This window comes from Xanthomonas floridensis (assembly GCF_001642575.1).
GTDB lineage: Bacteria > Pseudomonadota > Gammaproteobacteria > Xanthomonadales > Xanthomonadaceae > Xanthomonas > Xanthomonas floridensis.
In genome coordinates, this window is sequence record NZ_LXNG01000004.1 from 21,351 (window position 1) to 38,920 (window position 17,570).

The following is a 17,570-nucleotide window of genomic DNA, read 5'->3' on the forward strand; positions in this document are numbered from 1 at the left end:
GCAAGCGCGCCACATCGGCAGGCTCAGCATTCGCTGCCGCTGCCGCTGCTGCTACCGGCATTGCCGGCCACTGCATGCAAGTGCAGGCCGTTGGCCATCACCGCCGGTTCGATGGCCTGAGAGCCAGCGCGCTGCAGCCACACCGCATCCCAATACGGATACGCGCCGATCCGGTCGACCAACCCGGCGCGCAACGGCGACGCCACCAGGCTGCGCGCGAACTGTCGGTGATCGATATCCGCTGGAAGCGCCGCCGCCTGCATCTCCGGTTGCCAGATGGTGCCGCCGCGCCCACGTGCGCGATTGACCGCTTCGCCGGCCGCCAGCCGTGCGGCGCCCGCCAGTTGCAGCAGGCCCGCCTTGCCTGGCGCCTGCAGCAAGCCGCACCAGTGCTGTGGCAGCAGCACCCAGCACAACAGCTGCGCACCGTGCCAATGGCGCGGCATCGCCAACGTGGCCGCGGCCGCACGCGCGCAGCGCCAGTCCGCAAACAACGGCACGCCTTGATGGGTGGGCAGGCACAGATGCCAATACGCCGCAGTGGGCGCTGGCACGAAAACCGGACAAGGGACGGACGCGCTGGACATGTCCACAGCCTGCCCGCGCCGTCAGCGCATCAACATCATCCAGTCGCGCATCAAGGCGTCGGCCACCTGCGCAACGCCGCGTAAGAATCAGGCGCCCAGCTGCAGCTCATTCTCGCAGTGCGGCCAACCACCAAGACAACCAGGCGCCGGCTGGAGCGATATATCCATCAACACGACTTGTGCGCGGCGACGACCGACTATCGACGACATCCAGCCGCGTACGAAAGTGTCGCCCGCTTGCGCAACGCCGCGTAAGAATCAGGCGCCCTGCCGCAGCGCTTTTTTTCGCAACGCGGCCAGCCACAGGAACAACCTGGCACCGTCCGGAGCGATGCATCCACCACCACGGCTTGAGCGCGCCAGCTACCGACTAGCGACTACCGACGAATCCCCAATCCCCAATCCCAGCCCCTCAATGCCCCGCCCGATCGCGCTTCCAGCCGCGATGCTTCACATCCAGATACAGGCTGTAAAACGCAGTGAACGCCGGAAACAGGTTCTGCAGCACGCCCACCGAATCCTGCTTGGCCGAAAACACGAAGTAGCTCAGCGTCATCAGGCTGCCGACCACGCTCATGTACCAGAACAGCCGCGGGATCACCGGCTTGCCAGCGCGCTTGGAGGCAACGAACTGCACCAGCCAGCGGCCGCCGAACATCAGTGCACCCACATAGCCGATCAGCTTCCAGCCGGTGACATGGATGCCGGTCCAGTACAGCCAGGTCAGTGGCTGGTCCAGCAGGCTCGTTTCCATCAACGCTCCTCCACCACGGTGCGCTTGCTGCGGGTGATCAGCCACGCCACGCCGCGCAGGTCGCGGATGCCCACCAGCGCGCGATTGAGATTGTTGTACTTGGACACGCCGGCGGTGCGATGGCGGTGGTTCACCGGCACGCTCACCGTGCGCCAGCCGGCGCGCTGCATCAGGGCCGGCAGGTAACGGTGCATGTGGTCGAAATAGGGCAGGTCCAGGAACGCCTCGCGCTCGAACAGCTTGATGCCGCAGCCGGTGTCTGGCGTGTTGTCCTGCAGCATGCGCGAGCGGATCGCGTTGGCCCATTTGCTGGCCCAGCGCTTGGATCCGGAATCCTGGCGGTTGACCCGCCAGCCGGCAAACAGCTTGACCTGCGGCTGCGCCTGGCTGCGCGCGATCAGCAGCTTGGGGATGTCGGCCGGGTCGTTCTGGCCGTCGCCATCGAGGGTGGCGATCCAGCTGGCGCGCGCGGCCTTGACCCCGCTGCGTACCGCCGTGCTTTGCCCACTCTGGGTCACGTGATGCAGCACGCGCAATTCTGGCGTGGTGGCCTTCAGGCCTTGCAGCACGGCCAGGGTGTCATCGCGCGAGTGGTCGTCAACATAGACGATTTCAAAGGCCACCAGGCCGCGCAGCGCTGCGACGGTTTCGCCGACCAGGGCCGCGACGTTGTCGCGTTCGTTGAACACCGGGACGACGACGGAAAGCTGAGGTTGGCTCATGGATTCGTGGTGGCCGGAGGAGGGCAGAGCAAAAAAGATCGCGCATTGTGCCCTGAGCGTCTGAGCCAGGCATGAAGCCTGTGCGCATCAGCCGTGCCGGCATGCGCACAAGCGGCCTGGAGCGTGTAGGGCCGCATGCCGCCAGGCTTGCCTTGGCACGCTGATGGCAGCCGGGTGGTTGCTGTCGCCGCAGTGTACGAGGTGCGGCGGCGGCCGAGCGCTCCCCTGGCCCGCGGTGTTACCTGCGCCGCACCACGCTCAGGCGCGGTCGCCGAAGTAGTGCCGACACCACTCCACCACCTGCGGCAGCCCGTGTTCGACCGGCGTGGCCGGATCGAAGCCGAAGGCGGCCTGCGCGCGCCGGGTGTCGGCCATGGTGCGGAGCATGTCGCCCGGCTGCATCGGCTTGTAGACCTTCTCGGCCGGGCGACCGGCGGCCTGGGCGATCACCTCGATGAAGGTCTCCAGCTCCACCGGCGTGTGGTTGCCCAGGTTGAACACCCGGTGCGGTACCGGCGCGTCGCTGGGCGTGTCCAGCGCGCCGAGCACGCCGGCCACGATGTCGTCCACGAAGGTGAAGTCGCGCTGCATCCTGCCGTGGTTGAACACCTCGATCGGGCGCCCGGCCAGCACCGCGCGGCTGAAGATCAGCGGCGCCATGTCCGGCCGGCCCCACGGGCCGTACACGGTGAAAAAGCGCAGCCCGGTCGCGCGCAGGCCGTACAGCTGCGCATAGGTGTAGCCCATCAGCTCGTTGGCGGCCTTGGTCGCGGCATACAAGGAGCGCGGCTGGTCCACGCGCTGGTCTTCGGAGAACGGCGGGGTGGCCGAATCCCCGTAGACCGAGCTGCTGGACGCATACACCAGGTGCTGCACGCCGCGGTGCCGGCACAGCTCCAGCATGTTGACGAAGCCGGCCAGGTTGCTGTCGACATAGGCAGACGGGTTTTCCAGCGAATAACGTACCCCGGCCTGCGCGGCCAGGTGCACCACGCGGGTGGGCTGGATCTCATCGAACAACGCCGCCAGGCCATCGCGGTCGGTCAGGTCCAGCGTACGGATGTCGACCTGCGGGCACAACGCCGCCACCCGGTCGCGCTTGAGCTGCGGGTCGTAGTAGCTGTTGTAGTTGTCCAGGCCCACCACCGTCTCACCGCGTGCAGCCAGGGCGCGGCAGGTGTAGGCACCGATGAAACCGGCGGCGCCGGTGACGAGAATGGTCATGGCAGTAGTCCTGAAGACATCAAGTACGAAGGGCGGGGGCGCCGGATGGCGGCTGCTCCGCCGTCAGCGCGGATCGGCTCGCCAGGATCGCCTTGCGCTCGGCGCTGAATTCCCACCAGTGGAGTGGCGCCTCGCCCTGCATGAAGCGCACGATCGACAGAAACACGTCGATCACGCACGGGTCGTGCCGCACCCCGCTGCGCTGGCAGAGTTGGGCATGCATCTCGAACGCATCGCAGTCACGCAGCTGCGCCGGCTCGTGGATGCCGAGAAGATGCAGATCCTGTACGCAGGCCGGACCGACATTGGGCAGGTCGGTCAGGCGCCGCAGCTGCGCGCGGTCGACCTTGGCAGGATGCATCGGTGCTCCTCGTGCGCGGGCGGCGGCCTCAACCCTTGTGCAGGCGCAGCCGTTCCAGCACGCCTTCCAGCGTGTCCAGGTCGGTGTAGTGGATCACCAGCTTGCCCTTGCCGCCGCGGCCGTGATTGAACACCACCTTGGTGCCCAGCGATTCGGACAGTTCGGTTTCCAGCGAGGCGATGTCGGCCTGCGGCGCCACTGGCGTCGGCTTGCCACGGCGCAGCCCGCCCGGCACCTTGCCGGCGGCAAACTGCTGTGCGCGGTGTTCCACCTCGCGTACCGACCAGCCCTGGTCGGCCGCTTCCTGGGCCAGCTTGCTGGCCAGTTCCGGCGCCAGGGTGAGCAGCGCACGCGCATGGCCCATTTCCAGGCGGCGGGTTTCCAGCAGCACCCGGATCGCCACCGGCAGTTCCAGCAGCCGCAGCAGGTTGGACACCGACGCACGCGAGCGGCCCACCGCTTCGGCGGCCTCGGCATGGGTCAGCGAAAATTCGTCGATCAACCGCTGCAGCGCCTGCGCTTCTTCCAACGGGTTGAGGTCTTCGCGCTGGATGTTTTCGATCAGCGCCATCGCGATGACGGTGCGGTCGTCCAGCTCGCGCACCACCACCGGCACTTCGGTCAGCCCGGCCAGCTGCGAGGCGCGCCAGCGGCGTTCGCCGGCCACGATCTCGAACTGCCCCGGCGCCAGCGCGCGCGCCACGATCGGCTGGATCACGCCCTGCGCCTTGATCGACTCCGCCAGCTCGGCAAGCTTGACCTCGTCCATCTCCCGGCGCGGCTGGTACTTGCCCGGCTGCAGCTGGGTCACCGCCAAGGTGCGCAGGGTATCGCCCGGCTGCAAGGCCTGTTCGTCGGCACCGGCCGGTGCTGCGGCGGCGGCCGCACCCTTGGGCCCCAGCAGCGCTTCCAGGCCGCGGCCCAGACCGCGCTTCTTTGCCAGCGGCGGCTTGCTCATCAGACGGTCTCCACGGGCCGGACGGCCTTGTTGCGGTCGTTCTGGCGGCGCACGATCTCGCCGGCCAGGCCCAGGTACGCCACGCCACCGCGCGAGGTGCGGTCGTAGCCCACGATGCTCTGGCCATGGCTGGGCGCCTCGGCCAGGCGCACGTTGCGCGGCACGATGGTGCGGAACACCTTGTCGCCGAAATGCTCGGTCAGCTCCGCCGACACCGCATTGGCCAGGTTGTTGCGGATATCGAACATGGTGCGCAGCACACCTTCGATTTCCAGCGCCGGGTTGAGGTTGGCGCGCAGCGCTTCGATGGTTTCCAGCAGCGCGGTCAGCCCTTCCAGCGCGTAGTACTCGCACTGCATCGGCACGATGATCGAATCGGCGGCGGTCAAGGCATTGAGCGTCAGCAGCGACAGCGCCGGCGGGCAGTCGATCAGGATGAAGTCGTACTCGTCGCGGATCGGCGCCAGCGCGCGCTTGAGCCGCTGCTCGCGCTCGCCCTGGTCCATCAACTGGATCTCGGCGGCGGTCAGGTCGATGTTGCCTGGCAGCAGGTCGAAGCCTTCCGGGGCGGTGACCCGGATCTCGGCAGCGCTGTTCTCGCCCAGCAGCAGATCGCAGGTGGAGGCGGCCACATCGCGCTTGTCGATGCCGCTGCCCATGGTGGCGTTGCCCTGCGAGTCCAGATCCACCAGCAACACACGCTTGGGCGCGCGCGCCAGGCCGGCCGCCAGATTGACTGCCGTCGTGGTCTTGCCGACGCCGCCTTTCTGGTTGGCAATGGCGATGATCCGGGCCATGCGGGAGAGCCTCGTGGGCAAGGAGTAAGACCGGCCATTATGCGGGCAGGGCGTCGGATCGGGAAATGCCGCCCGCGGCGGCGGTGCTCACGCGCGGGAATGGCCGCCGCGGCTCAGCCGGCGGGCGCGGCGCTGCCGGAGGGCGCCTGCATGGCGCGGTAGCGCTGCAGGATGTCGGCGATCTCGCCATCCAGCGCCACCCGCTGCTGCTCGAAGCTGGTCTGCAGGCGCAACTGCGCCATCAGTTCGCGATGGCGTTGCTGGATGTCGCCGGCCAGCTTGTCGGCCACCGCCTGGCCGGCAAGCTCACGGTCGCCGGCGGCGCGCAGCAGGGTGGCCAATCCCTCGCGCAGGCTGGTCACGTTGAAGCGTGCGGTGTGGATGTTGTTGTCGACGATGGCGATGCGCTCGTTGAACACGCGGCGCAGGTCGTCCTCGCTCTGATACGACATCAGCATCGCCTGGTCGGTGCGCTTGCGCATCTGCTCTGCGGCCAGATCGGCCTGGCGCTGCTGCTCGCTGGCCGCGGCGGCGGCGCGCTCGTCGCTGTTCATGGCCCGCTGCACCTCGGCGCTGCGCAGCCCGCTCTTGGCGTTGAACTCGTCGCGCGCCTGGTTCACCGCCTCCGGCGGCAGCGTATCGCTGCACACCCGGGCGCCGTTCTGGTTCCAGCAATACAGCTTCTTCGCCGCCGACTTGTCCTGCGCGATGGCAGGCGCGGCGACGAGGGCCGCCATGACGGCGGCGCATAACGCCAAACGTGTGTATTTCGGCATCATCGCAGCCCCCTGTCGCCTGCCGTCAGCCTGTGGTGTCGGTGCCGTAGCGGCCACGATAGGCCAGCAGCGGTTCCCGGTAGCCGACAAGGTCGGCGTTTCCTGCCGCAAAAGCAAGCAGGTCGGCGAGGTTGGCCACCGCGATCACCGCAATGCCGGCCTCGGCCGCCACCGCCTGCGCCGCCGAGCGGCGGTCCTGCTCGGAGGCGATCTCCTGCCGGTCCAGCGCCACCACGATGCCGGCCGCAGTGCCGCCGGCTGCGCGGATGATGCCCAGCGCTTCACGGATTGCGGTACCGGCAGTGATCACGTCGTCCACGATCAGCACCTTGCGGCCGGCCAGTGGCGCCCCGATCAGGGTGCCGCCTTCGCCATGGTCCTTGGCCTCCTTGCGATTGAACGCCAGCGGCAGGTCGCGGCCGCGTCCGGCGTAGGCGCAGGCCAGCGCCGTCGCCAACGGGATGCCCTTGTAGGCGGGGCCGAACAGCAGGTCGAAGTCCACCCCGGCCGCGTCGATCGCATCGGCATAGCACTGCGCCAGCTGCGCAGTCTTGGCCCCGGAATCGAAGCGCCCGGCGTTGAAGAAATAGGGACTGAGCCGCCCGGACTTGAGCGTGAACTCGCCAAAGCGCAAGGCATCGGCGTCCAGGGCCAGCTGCAGGAATCGGGTGCGGTGGTCAGTCATGGGGGGAATGGGGAATCGGGAATGGAGAATCGTAAAGCCTACTCCAGCGGCACAAGGAAGGCCGCCGGTGCGCGATGCGTTTACCATTCCCCATTCCCCATTCCCCATTCCCGCCCATGCGCATCATCAGCTTCAACGCCAATGGCCTGCGATCGGCCGCCAGCAAGGGGTTTTTCGACTGGTTCGTCGCCCAGGACGCGGACGTGCTGTGCATCCAGGAGACCAAGGCCCAGGAGCACCAGCTGGCCGGGCCGGAATTCCTGCCGGCCGGCTATAAGGCCTGGTTTCGCGATGCCAGCACCAAGAAGGGCTACAGCGGCGTGGCGATCTACGCCAAGCAGGCGCCCGACGAAGTACGCACCGCGCTGGGCTGGCCCGAGTTCGACGAAGAAGGGCGCTACATCGAAGCGCGTTTCGGCAACCTCAGCGTGGTGTCCTTCTATATCCCGTCCGGCTCGTCGGGCGAATTGCGCCAGGACTACAAGTTCCAGGTGATGCAGTGGCTGCGGCCGATCCTGGACGAGTGGCTGGCCAGCGGCCGCCAGTACGTGCTGTGCGGCGACTGGAACATCGTGCGCACCGCGCTGGACATCAAGAACTGGAAGTCCAACCAGAAGAATTCCGGCTGCCTGCCGCCCGAGCGCGACTGGCTCAACGGCCTGTGCGCCGACGCGGTAAGCGAGGCCAGCGCCGCCGACGGCCGCGGCTGGGTCGACAGCTACCGCGTGCTGCACCCGCAGGGCCAGGACTACACCTGGTGGAGCAACCGCGGCGCCGCGCGCGCCAACAACGTCGGTTGGCGCATCGACTACCAGCTGGTCACCCCCGGTCTGCGCGAGGCACTGCAGGCCTGCGCGATCTATCGCGAGCAGCGCTTCTCCGACCATGCACCGTATGTCGTGGATTACGCACTGTGAGTGAGGCCGCGCAGTGGATCGGCGCGAGGCGGGGCGGTAGTGTCGCTACTCGGGATTGGCACGCGTCTGGTGGCGTGGCGCAGTCAGGCATCACGCGCATGCAGGCGATAGCACGCCGCAGCGCGAGGGCTGCAGATCCTTCAGGGAGCCGATTGTGCGTTTGCGTCAGCCCGGCCCGCGCCGCGGTCGGTAACACTGCCCGCACTGCATCGGCCAGCATCCGATCCCACCGGCCGCACGCATGAGCAAGCCCGCACCCAAGTACAAAGGCCTGCGCGGCATCCGGCACGCCTTCGCCACGCCATCGGCGGCGACCATGGCATTGTTGGGTTTCGGCAGCGGCCTGCCGTTCCTGCTGATCGCCTCGCAAACGCTGTCCACCCGGCTGCGCGACGTCGGGCTGGACCTGGGCAGCATCGGCCTGATCAGCCTGGCCAGCTTCTTCTATCTGCTCAAGTTCCTGTGGGCGCCACTGATCGACCGCTACGCGTTTCCGCTCACGGCCTTCCTCGGCCGCCGCCGCTCCTGGCTGCTGGTCGCGCAGATCGGCGTCACCATTGGTTTGGTTGCGCTGGCATTTTCGCGCCCGGACCTGAGCGTGACGGGGCTGGTGAGCTGGGTGCTGTTCGCCTCGTTCTGGGGTGCCACCCAGGATTCGGTGGTGGATGCCTACCGCATCGAGATCGCGCCGGAAACCGCGCAGGCAGCGCTGGCCGCGACCTACACCCTTGGGTACCGCATCGGCCTGATCCTGGGCGGCGCCGGTGCGCTGTACATGGCCGAGTACCTCGACTGGACCTGGGCGTACCTGGGTATGTCGGCGCTGATGCTGCTGCCGATCATCACCACGCTGGTGTGCCGCGAGCCCGACCGACCCGAAGCCACGGTGGTCCGTCGCGTGGATGTGGCAGGAGCATTCTGGCAACCCATCTCCAGCTTCTTTTCCGGCAACGGCGTGGCGTTGGGGGTCGTGCTGCTGCTGTTCGTGGGCTTGTACAAGTTCCCGGACCAGGTGATCGGCGTGATGGCCGGGCCGTTCTATCTGGATTCCGGCTACACCAAGGCCGATATCGCCACCGTCTCCAAGCTGTTCGGCGTGTGGATCGGGATTGCCGGTGCCTTTGCCGGCGGCGCGGCGGTGGCGGCATTCGGCTTCCGTCGCATGTTGCTGGTGGCTGCGCTGGGTGTAGCGCTGTCCAACCTGGCGTTCCTGCTGATGGCGCACAACCCGGGCAAGCTGTGGGCGTTCTATGCCGCGCTCAGTGCCGACAACCTGTTCCAGGGATTCGCCGCTACCGTGCTGGTGGCCTTCATGTCGTCGCTGACCGACCGCAACTTCACTGCCACGCAATACGCCTTGCTGGTCTCGCTGGCCAATCTGCCGGGCAAGTTCGCCGGCGGCGTGTCCGGGTTTCTGGTCCAGGCCACGTCCTACAGCACCTTCTTCATCCTCAGCGCCCTGACGGTGATCCCGACCCTGCTGCTATTGGCCTGGCTCTGGCCGCGCCTGCTGGCACACGACAGGCAGCCGGATTGAAACCGCCGTCAAGGTTGTCGATGATGCCCACGGGGCACTGCATCGCACGAGGAAGGGCATGACCGATCTGGTGTTGCGTGACATCGATCCGCTGCTGGTGGACCGCATCCGCCGCATTTCCGTCGCACGGGGCTGGACCCAGCACCAGACCGTCATGCATCTGCTCGAACAGGGCCTGTTCGCCAGCGAATACGAAGTCACCGGCGGTCTGCAGCATCCGGAAGTCGATGCCCTGGCCGAAGCGATTGCCGCACTCAAGGCGCTGCCGGCCGGAAACAATCCCTAGCGGAAGGGGAATTGCGGCGGCTGTCAGGCAGGCTAGGAAAGGGCAGATCCATCACACGTGCAGTGGTGAAGCATCCCTCACCCAGCGGGTCGCGTGATGGGCGCCAAGCAAGCCGGCTCCAATCCTCGTTCGACCCAGCGGTCTAGTCCTGCTGCGCCGGCTGCTGGCAATGGCCTGTGAGGGTCCTCAGGCCGGATGGATCGCCCCCAGCAACCGCGGCCCCGCCGCGCCGGTGACCGACGGCAGGTTCGCCGGGCGCCCGGCCAGGAGTTCGGCCGCCAGCCAGGCAAATCCCATCGCTTCCAGATAATCCGGATCCAGCCCATGCCGCGCGCTGGATTCCACCACCACCCCCGGCAGCCGTGCCGCCAGGCGTGCCATCAGCACCGGATTGCGCACGCCGCCGCCACAGACCAGCACCCGGCGGGTCTGCGGTTGCAGCCGCAGCAAGGCGTCGGCCACGGTGGCCGCGGTGAGTTCGAGCAAGGTCGCCTGCACATCGGCCGGGCGCAGGCGCGCATCGCCCATCGCCTGCATCACCCAGGCCAGGTGGAACTGCTCGCGCCCGGTGCTCTTGGGCGGCGCCAGTGCAAACCATGGGTCGGCCAGCAACGCCTGCAGCAGGCGCGTATCCACCTGGCCGCTGGCCGCGAACGCACCGTCGGCATCGAACGCGGTGCCGTGATGCTGCTGGCACCAGCTGTCCAGCAGCGCGTTGGCCGGGCCGGTATCGAAGCCTAGTACTTCGCCATCGCGCGGGATCAGCGTCAGGTTGCCGATGCCGCCCAGATTGAGCACGGCGCGGTCTTCATCGCCGGCGCCCAGCATGGCCAGATGGAAGGCCGGCATCAGCGGCGCGCCCTGACCGCCGGCAGCCACATCGCGACGGCGGAAATCGGCCACCGTGGTGATGCCGGTGTGCTCGGCAATCCGGCTGGCATCGCCGATCTGCCAGGTAAAGGCCGGATCCCCGTTGGGCCGGTGGCGGATGGTCTGCCCATGCGAGCCAATCGCGCGAATACGTGTGCGCGCCACCCCTGCCGCGTCGATGAGCTGGTTGGCCGCGTCGGCGAACGCCAGCCCCACCTGTGCATCGAGCCGCCCAAGCGCATCGATGGCGACCGTCTCTGCGCCCTGGCCCAGCGTAACCAGCAGTTCGCGCAACGCCGGCGCCCACGGCACCGTGATGCCCGCCACCAACGCGCAGCGGCGATGGCTGTCGTCGGCAAAGCGTACCAGCGCCGCATCGATGCCGTCGGCGCTGGTGCCCGACATCAGGCCCAGGTAAAGCGGGAAATCAGCGTGTTCCAAAGCAGGCATGCCGGAGCCAGAGATGCGCGGCCGTCCAGCTTGTGCAGCCGGAGCAGGGTCGTCAACTGCTCCCGCGTTCGAAGGCAGTGGTCATCGGCTGCGTCCAGCTCTGCCGGCACGCCTGGCACCGGCGACGGGGCATAGCTGTAGTGGCGGGGTGGCGTGGGAAGCAACCAACCGGTGTCGCCGGTTGTGCAATCCCAGCCGATGGCCGCTCCATCACAGGCGCTGCGCCGCCGGTCTGCCGGCGGCAATCGCAGCGCTAGGTGTAATCTCTCAGTAGGTTGTTCATCCGGGGCATCTCTGGAAGATGGGGGTTATCAAGCCAACCCAGCCCCCAGGAGCCCCGGATGAACCTGCATAAACATGCCCGCTTGAGCCCTCGCGGTCGAGCCCTGCTTGTGGATCGCATCCTTGTTCATGGGTTGCGCGTGGAAGAAGCAGCGCATGCGGCCGGTGTCAGCGTCCGAACGGCCTACAAATGGCTCAAGCGCTTTAAGGAAGAGGGGGAAGAAGGGTTGACTGACCGTACCTCCCGGCCTCACAAGTGCCCCCATGCCACGCCTAAGCACGTTGTGGATCAGGTCATCGCGCAGCGCCGTGCACGCCATACGTATCGGCAGATCGCCCAGCAGTTGCCTGTGGCGCCGAGCACCATCGCGCGGTTGCTGCGCCGCGCCGGCCTGTACCGACTGGCGGAGTTGGAGCCGGCGCTGCCGCACAATCGCTGTGAGTACGCCCAACCCGGCCAACTGCTGCATCTGGACATCAAGAAGCTGGCCCGTTTCCGCCAGCCAGGCCACCGCGTGACCGATGATCGGACGGTCACCTCCCGCGGCATTGGCTGGGAGTACGTCCACCTGGCCATCGACGATCACTCCCGCGTGGCCTTCGGCACCATCGAGCCCGATGAACGCGGCATCAGCGCCTGCAGGGCCCTGATGCAGGCGGTTCGCTACTACCGCAGCCTGGGCGTGCGCTTGGAGCGCGTGTTGACCGACAACGGCGCCTGCTACAAATCACGACGCTTCCGACGCCTTGTCCGACGGCTCGGCCTGCGCCATCTGCGAACCCGACCCTACACGCCGCGCACCAATGGCAAGGCCGAACGGCTGGTGCAGACCAGCCTGCGAGAATGGGCCTATGCGCGCTCCTATACCGACTCCACGCAACGCGCCAACGCCTTCCAGGGCTGGCTGCATCACTACAACTGGCATCGGCCACACGCCAGCCTCGGCTACAAACCCCCCATCTCCCGAATTCCAATTCCAATGAACAACGTGGTGGGTTTACACACCTAGTGGGCGACGGCCTGCCAGGCTGTTGGACCGCGTCCGCGAGCGGTTGCGGCGGCTGGGTCGTGCCAGGCGCACCGAGGATGCCTATGTTGGCTGGATTCGGCGCTTCGTCCTGGCCAACGGCAAGCGCCATCCAGAGACCATCGGAGTGCGCGAAGTGGAAGCGTTGCTGAGCCTGCTGGCGGCGCGCGATAACGTGGCGCCTTCGACGCAGAATCAGGCGCTGGCCGTCTTGCTGTTTCTGTATCGCGAGGTGTTGGGACGCGATCTGCCATGGATGGACGAGATTCAGCGGGCCAAGCGGCCGCGGCGGTTGCCGACGGTCCTGAGTGAGGCGGAGGTCATGCCGGTGCTGGCGCAGATGGAAGGGCGGCATGCACTGATGGCGGCACTCCTCTACGTAACCGGTATGCGCTTGATGGAGTGCGTGCGCCTACGCATCAAGGATGTGGATGTTGCGCGCAACGAGATCGTGGTGCGCGATGGCAAGGGTGGGAAGGACCGCCGCACACTGCTGCCGCAGTCATTGCGTGAGGCGCTGCAGCTCCAGTTGGACGAAGCCAAGCGCGTGCATGCGCGGGATCTGCAGGTGGGCGCAGGTGAGGTGTGGCTGCCGCACGCGCTGCTGCTAAAGTATCCCAATGCCGCGCGCGCGCCAGGATGGCAGTATCTGTTCCCGGCGCCGCGTCGTAGCGTGGATCCGCGCGGGGGTGCGGTCCGCCGCCATCATGTGGACGAGAAGGGTTTGCAGCGTGCGGTGAAGGCGGCCTGTCGGCAGGCAGGGCTGGACAAGCCGGCCAGCTGTCACACGCTGCGGCATTCTTTCGCAACCCATCTGCTCGAAGCCGGGTACGACATCCGCACCGTGCAGGAGCTGCTGGGTCACAAGGACTTGGCGACCACCCAGCTCTACACCCATGTGCTGGGGCCAGGCGCGTCGGCGGTGCGCAGCCCGCTCGATCGTCAGCCGCTGGCTGGACGATAAGCGCTGCTCGCGCGCCTCAGCCGTCCAGCATCGCCTTGTCCCGCACGGCACCCTTGTCTGCGCTCGTCGCCAGCAACGCATACGCCTTCAACGCCGTAGTGACCTTGCGTGGGCGCACCTCGACCGGCTTCCAGCCCTTGGCATCCTGCTCGGCGCGACGAAGGGTAAGTTCTTCATCGGACACCAGCAGATTGATCGAGCGGTTGGGAATGTCGATCAGGATCTTGTCGCCGTCGCGCACCAGGCCGATCGCGCCGCCTGCGGCGGCTTCCGGCGAGGCGTGGCCGATCGACAGGCCCGAGGTGCCGCCGGAGAAGCGGCCGTCGGTGAGCAGGGCGCATTGCTTGCCCAGGCCCTTGGATTTCAGATAGCTGGTGGGGTACAGCATCTCCTGCATGCCGGGGCCGCCCTTGGGGCCTTCGTAGCGGATCACCACGATATCGCCGGCTTTCACTTCGTCGGCCAGGATGCCCTTGACCGCCGAATCCTGGCTCTCAAAGACACGGACATTGCCTTCGAACACGTGGATGGATTCGTCCACGCCCGCGGTCTTCACCACGCAACCGTCGCGGGCGATATTGCCGTACAGCACGGCCAGGCCGCCTTCCTGCGAGAACGCATGCGCGACATCGCGGATGCAGCCTTCGCTGCGATCGGTGTCCAGGCTGTCCCAGCGGGTGGCCTGGCTGAAGGCGATCTGCGTGGGGATGCCGGCCGGGCCGGCCTTGTAGAACGTGTGCACTGTCTCCGCGTCGGTCTGGGTGACATCCCACTGCGCGATGGCATCGGCCAGGGTGCGTGCGTGTACCGTGGCCGCGTTGGTGTGCAGCAAGCCGCCACGTGCCAGCTCGCCGAGGATGGCCATGATGCCGCCGGCGCGGTGCACGTCTTCGATGTGGTACTTGGGCGTGTTCGGTGCGACCTTGCACAGTTGCGGCACGCGCTTGGACAGGCGGTCGATATCGCGCATGCCGAATGGCACCTCGCCTTCCTGCGCGGCGGCGAGCAGATGCAGGATGGTGTTGGTCGAGCCGCCCATGGCGATGTCCAGCGTCATCGCATTCTCGAAGGCTTCGAAGGTGGCGATACCACGCGGCAGCGCGGTGGGATCTTCGCCGCCATACCAGCGGTGGCACAGTTCCACCGCCACGCGCCCCGCGCGCAGGAACAGTTGCTCGCGGTCGGCATGCGTGGCCACCACGGTCCCGTTGCCCGGCAGCGACAGGCCCAGTGCTTCGGTCAGGCAGTTCATCGAGTTGGCGGTGAACATGCCCGAGCACGAGCCGCAGGTGGGGCAGGCACTGCGTTCGAATTCGGCCACCTTTTCGTCGGAGGCGCTGTCGTCGGCGGCAATCACCATCGCGTCGATCAGATCGAGCTTGTGCTCGGCCAGCTTGGTCTTGCCGGCTTCCATCGGGCCGCCGGAGACGAACACGGTGGGGATGTTGAGCCGCAACGCGGCCATCAACATGCCGGGGGTGATCTTGTCGCAATTGGAAATACATACCAGCGCATCGGCGCAGTGCGCATTGACCATGTATTCGACCGAGTCGGCGATGATTTCGCGGCTGGGCAGCGAATACAGCATGCCGTCGTGGCCCATCGCGATGCCATCGTCCACGGCGATGGTGTCGAACTCCTTGGCCACGCCGCCGACGCGCTCGATCTCGCGCGCCACCAACTGCCCGAGATCCTTCAGGTGCACATGCCCGGGCACGAACTGGGTGAAGGAATTGGCGATGGCGATGATGGGCTTGTGGAAGTCGCCATCCTTCATGCCGGTGGCGCGCCAGAGTGCGCGCGCGCCAGCCATGTTGCGGCCGTGGGTAGAGGTCTTGGAGCGGTATTCGGGCATGGCAGGTTCAACGACAAAGGCGAGCGGTGGCTGGCAATTAGACCGCGCCAGGACTGTTGCTGCTGCAACCGTCAAGGCGCGCTCCGATGATCCCGCACGGTAGCACGCAGCTGTCGCGCGGACGCGCCGCTGAAATGTAGCGAACGCACGGGCGATACCGTCGAGCGACCGGCCAACACTCCTGCGCCGAACGGTTCATCCCTGTGCGTAACGCTGGTGATGTGGTGCCATTGCCCGTGAGCGTGGGCGGTTTAGACTGTGCGCATGAGCGCACTTGTCTCCTGCCGCGCGGGCTGTGCGGCCTGTTGTATTGCCCCCTCCATCAGTTCGCCGATTCCGGGCATGCCGCAGGGCAAGCCGGCCGGGGTGCCCTGCGTGCAACTGGATGCGCAGTTGGGCTGCCGCCTGTTCGGGCAGCCGAGCCGCCCAGCGGTCTGCGCGAGCCTGCGTCCGTCAGTGGAAATGTGCGGCAGCTCGCGCACGCAGGCGTTGGCGATGCTGGCTGCCCTGGAGCGTGCGACGCAGCCTTGAATGTCGGGGGCGCTGCGCCCCTGCCTGCGGCCAACGCTGGCGTAGCGCAAGGCGGCTGAAGGATCGTGCGTGTTCGAGCGCGTTGCCTGGTGCGTGCAGGCGGCTCAAGGCCACGGTGGTAAAGGGGAGCGAGCAGGGCGCTACGCTGATGACCTGGCCGATCGAGGCCGCGCAGGACTTGCGCTAGCCGCCCCCAAGCGCTGCGATCAGCCCAGTCTTGCCGGTCAAACTGCCGCTGCCGCTGCCGATGTGGATCGGCGGCGGCAGCGTCGACGCGCGCTCAACCGTTGGCGTTGGCCTTGCGCCCGGCAAATACGCGCTTGATGCCGGCGCCCAGCGCCAGCACGCCGAACAGCACCAGCTTCCAGCCCTTGGCCAGCAGCAGGCCAAGCTTGGCGAACAGCCCGGCCTTGGCCGCCAGGCCGCCGCCGATCAGGCCGGCCAGGCCATAGCTGGCGATCTTGTCGGTGGACGGGTTGTGGTCGGCATAGCGTGCACCCTGGTCGAACTCGGTCATCGGCAGCAGCTGCTGCATGCCCTGACGCACCTGCTCGAGCTGGCCCATGCCGGCGACGGCGTTGAGGCTGAGATAGCCGCTGCGTCCCAGTACGCGGATATCGTAGTTGAGCGTGTGCTGCTGGGCGCCATCGAAGCGCAGTTCCTTTGCCCAGTAGAGTTTCTTGCTGCCGGCGTCGTAGCGCGGCGGCACGGCCCAGCCGAGCAGGTCGACCGTGCCATACCCCTGTTCGCGCCGTGCGGCGTTGTCCTCGGCGGTGCCCTTCTGCATCTGTGCCAGCAGTTCGCTGTAATCGATCTTGGCGGCGTCCTCGTCGGACACATAGCCCTCATCGCTGTAGGTCACCACCACCGCCCAGCTGTCCGGTGCATCCAGCGCAGGCGTGCGCGGCACGATCATGCCCAGTACGCTGTCGTCGGGTGGGTTACCCCACAGCTGCTCGAGCACGCGGCGCGTATCGGCCTTGTCGAGGTAACGGAAGGCCGGGTCCAGATCGAAGTGCGCCTTGGCCTGCGGCACGGCGATATGGCCGTCGTGATACTGCAGCGCAGAGAGCACTTGCGCCTCATCCGCGGCTTCGGCCGGTACGGCGAGCAGCAACGGGCTTGCGACAAGCAGGCAGGCGGCCAGCAGGCCGCGCAGGACAACGGAAGTGTGCATCAGGTCGAATCCATTCGATGGCAGCGTCCCCACGCCGCAGGGCGCAGATTCTGCCATGCGTTCACACGGCAGACAACGGGTCAGCGCGCGCTGGCGATACCCAGGTACTGATCCTTGAGCCGCACATAATGCTGGGCCGAGTAATGCAGGCTTTCGATTTCCGTGTCGCTGAGCGTGCGCGCCAGGCGGGCGGGGTTGCCCAGCCACAACTCTGCCTCGCCGACCACCTTGCCCGGCCCGACCACTGCACCGGCACCGACAAATCCGTAGCGTTTGATGGTGGCGCCATCCAGCACACAGGCGCCCATGCCGATCAGGCACAGGTCTTCGATGGTGCAGGCATGCAGGATGGTGCCGTGGCCCACGGTCACGTCGGCGCCGATGATGGTCGGGTAGCCGGCCTTGTTGAACGGGCTGTGGTGGCTGACGTGGATGATGGTGCCGTCCTGCACATTGGTACGCGCGCCGATCTGCACATGATTGACGTCGCCGCGGATCACCGTGCCCGGCCATACCGACACATCGTCGCCCAGGCTCACCTTGCCGATGATGGTGCAGGCCGGGTCGATATAGACGCGCTCGCCCAGTTGCGGGGTGTGGTCCAGAAACGGGCGGATCGGGGTCACGGCATTCTCCGGCAAGTCAGCGTGCCGCCAGGTGCGGACACGGCGGGGATGATACCCGGGCCGTGGTGGTGGCTGTGGAAGGCCCCAGGTCATACGGCAGAGGTGCATCTGCAGGCGCGGCGACATGCTGCCGGCAGCGGCCTGTATGCCGGTGGGGTCACGAAGCGGTGGGCGCTTGCCGCT

At 67.1% G+C, this 17,570-nt stretch carries 19 protein-coding genes; 6 read left to right on the plus strand and 13 right to left on the minus strand.

Features of this window, described 5'->3' with window-relative positions; all coding sequences use genetic code 11:
- Window positions 1-23: 23 nt before the first annotated feature.
- The 9 genes from A7D17_RS02970 to pyrE form a co-directional block, all read right to left on the minus strand.
- Window positions 24-587 carry a hypothetical protein gene (locus tag A7D17_RS02970; protein WP_323210236.1) on the minus strand — a complete coding sequence of 188 codons (564 nt, stop codon included), beginning with the start codon at window positions 585-587 and terminating at the stop codon, window positions 24-26.
- A 412-nt stretch (window positions 588-999) separates the two neighbouring features.
- Window positions 1,000-1,341, minus strand: a complete 342-nt coding sequence (locus tag A7D17_RS02975) for a lipid-A-disaccharide synthase N-terminal domain-containing protein (RefSeq protein WP_029221472.1) — start codon at window positions 1,339-1,341, stop codon at window positions 1,000-1,002.
- Window positions 1,341-2,063: a glycosyltransferase family 2 protein gene (locus A7D17_RS02980; RefSeq protein ID WP_064507736.1), complete on the minus strand. Its 723-nt coding sequence runs from the start codon at window positions 2,061-2,063 to the stop codon at window positions 1,341-1,343. Before A7D17_RS02980 ends, A7D17_RS02975 begins: the two co-directional genes overlap by 1 nt.
- A gap of 258 nt (window positions 2,064-2,321) precedes the next feature.
- On the minus strand, window positions 2,322-3,287 hold the full coding sequence (locus tag A7D17_RS02985; RefSeq protein WP_064507737.1) for an SDR family NAD(P)-dependent oxidoreductase: 966 nt from the start codon (window positions 3,285-3,287) through the stop codon (window positions 2,322-2,324).
- A 19-nt stretch (window positions 3,288-3,306) separates the two neighbouring features.
- Window positions 3,307-3,648, minus strand: coding sequence for a helix-hairpin-helix domain-containing protein (locus tag A7D17_RS02990; protein WP_064507738.1), 342 nt, complete (start codon window positions 3,646-3,648; stop codon window positions 3,307-3,309).
- Window positions 3,649-3,676: 28 nt separating this feature from the next.
- Window positions 3,677-4,606, minus strand: coding sequence for a ParB/RepB/Spo0J family partition protein (locus A7D17_RS02995; protein ID WP_064507739.1), 930 nt, complete (start codon window positions 4,604-4,606; stop codon window positions 3,677-3,679).
- Window positions 4,606-5,403 (minus strand): ParA family protein, encoded by a 798-nt coding sequence (locus A7D17_RS03000; RefSeq protein WP_064507740.1) that lies wholly within the window; start codon window positions 5,401-5,403, stop codon window positions 4,606-4,608. The genes A7D17_RS02995 and A7D17_RS03000 overlap by 1 nt, the downstream gene beginning before the upstream one ends.
- A gap of 113 nt (window positions 5,404-5,516) precedes the next feature.
- Window positions 5,517-6,182 (minus strand): hypothetical protein, encoded by a 666-nt coding sequence (locus A7D17_RS03005; RefSeq protein WP_064507741.1) that lies wholly within the window; start codon window positions 6,180-6,182, stop codon window positions 5,517-5,519.
- Window positions 6,183-6,204: 22 nt separating this feature from the next.
- Window positions 6,205-6,864, minus strand: a complete 660-nt coding sequence (gene pyrE / locus A7D17_RS03010) for an orotate phosphoribosyltransferase (protein WP_064507742.1) — start codon at window positions 6,862-6,864, stop codon at window positions 6,205-6,207.
- A 116-nt stretch (window positions 6,865-6,980) separates the two neighbouring features.
- Between pyrE and A7D17_RS03015 the strand changes: the two genes are divergently transcribed.
- From A7D17_RS03015 to A7D17_RS03025, 3 genes are all read left to right on the plus strand, one after another.
- A complete protein-coding gene (locus A7D17_RS03015) occupies window positions 6,981-7,781 on the plus strand; it encodes an exodeoxyribonuclease III (RefSeq protein ID WP_064507743.1) in 801 nt (266 codons plus the stop codon).
- A 241-nt stretch (window positions 7,782-8,022) separates the two neighbouring features.
- Complete coding sequence (locus tag A7D17_RS03020) at window positions 8,023-9,318, plus strand: AmpG family muropeptide MFS transporter (RefSeq protein WP_064507744.1); 1,296 nt, start codon at window positions 8,023-8,025, stop codon at window positions 9,316-9,318.
- 58 nt (window positions 9,319-9,376) lie between these two features.
- On the plus strand, window positions 9,377-9,604 hold the full coding sequence (locus A7D17_RS03025; RefSeq protein ID WP_047692723.1) for a hypothetical protein: 228 nt from the start codon (window positions 9,377-9,379) through the stop codon (window positions 9,602-9,604).
- Between the two features lie 186 nt (window positions 9,605-9,790).
- Here the strand turns inward: A7D17_RS03025 and A7D17_RS03030 are convergent, their stop codons facing one another.
- Entirely contained in the window at window positions 9,791-10,924 is a 1,134-nt protein-coding gene (locus A7D17_RS03030; RefSeq protein ID WP_064507745.1) for an anhydro-N-acetylmuramic acid kinase, read from the minus strand.
- A 341-nt stretch (window positions 10,925-11,265) separates the two neighbouring features.
- Between A7D17_RS03030 and A7D17_RS03035 the strand changes: the two genes are divergently transcribed.
- Together A7D17_RS03035 and A7D17_RS03040 are read left to right on the plus strand one after the other, a co-directional pair.
- A complete protein-coding gene (locus A7D17_RS03035; protein ID WP_064507746.1) occupies window positions 11,266-12,216 on the plus strand; it encodes an IS481 family transposase in 951 nt (316 codons plus the stop codon).
- A gap of 19 nt (window positions 12,217-12,235) precedes the next feature.
- Window positions 12,236-13,198 (plus strand): integron integrase, encoded by a 963-nt coding sequence (locus tag A7D17_RS03040; protein WP_064507747.1) that lies wholly within the window; start codon window positions 12,236-12,238, stop codon window positions 13,196-13,198.
- 16 nt (window positions 13,199-13,214) lie between these two features.
- On the opposite strand, the gene ilvD is transcribed toward A7D17_RS03040, so the two are convergent.
- Entirely contained in the window at window positions 13,215-15,053 is a 1,839-nt protein-coding gene (gene ilvD / locus A7D17_RS03045) for a dihydroxy-acid dehydratase (protein WP_064507748.1), read from the minus strand.
- A gap of 264 nt (window positions 15,054-15,317) precedes the next feature.
- On the opposite strand from ilvD, the gene A7D17_RS03050 reads away from it, so the two are divergent.
- Entirely contained in the window at window positions 15,318-15,584 is a 267-nt protein-coding gene (locus A7D17_RS03050) for a YkgJ family cysteine cluster protein (RefSeq protein ID WP_082861691.1), read from the plus strand.
- Window positions 15,585-15,864: 280 nt separating this feature from the next.
- Here the strand turns inward: A7D17_RS03050 and A7D17_RS03055 are convergent, their stop codons facing one another.
- Entirely contained in the window at window positions 15,865-16,761 is an 897-nt protein-coding gene (locus A7D17_RS03055; RefSeq protein WP_064507823.1) for a DUF2167 domain-containing protein, read from the minus strand.
- A gap of 80 nt (window positions 16,762-16,841) precedes the next feature.
- Complete coding sequence (locus tag A7D17_RS03060) at window positions 16,842-17,387, minus strand: gamma carbonic anhydrase family protein (RefSeq protein ID WP_064507824.1); 546 nt, start codon at window positions 17,385-17,387, stop codon at window positions 16,842-16,844.
- Window positions 17,388-17,570: the final 183 nt, after the last annotated feature.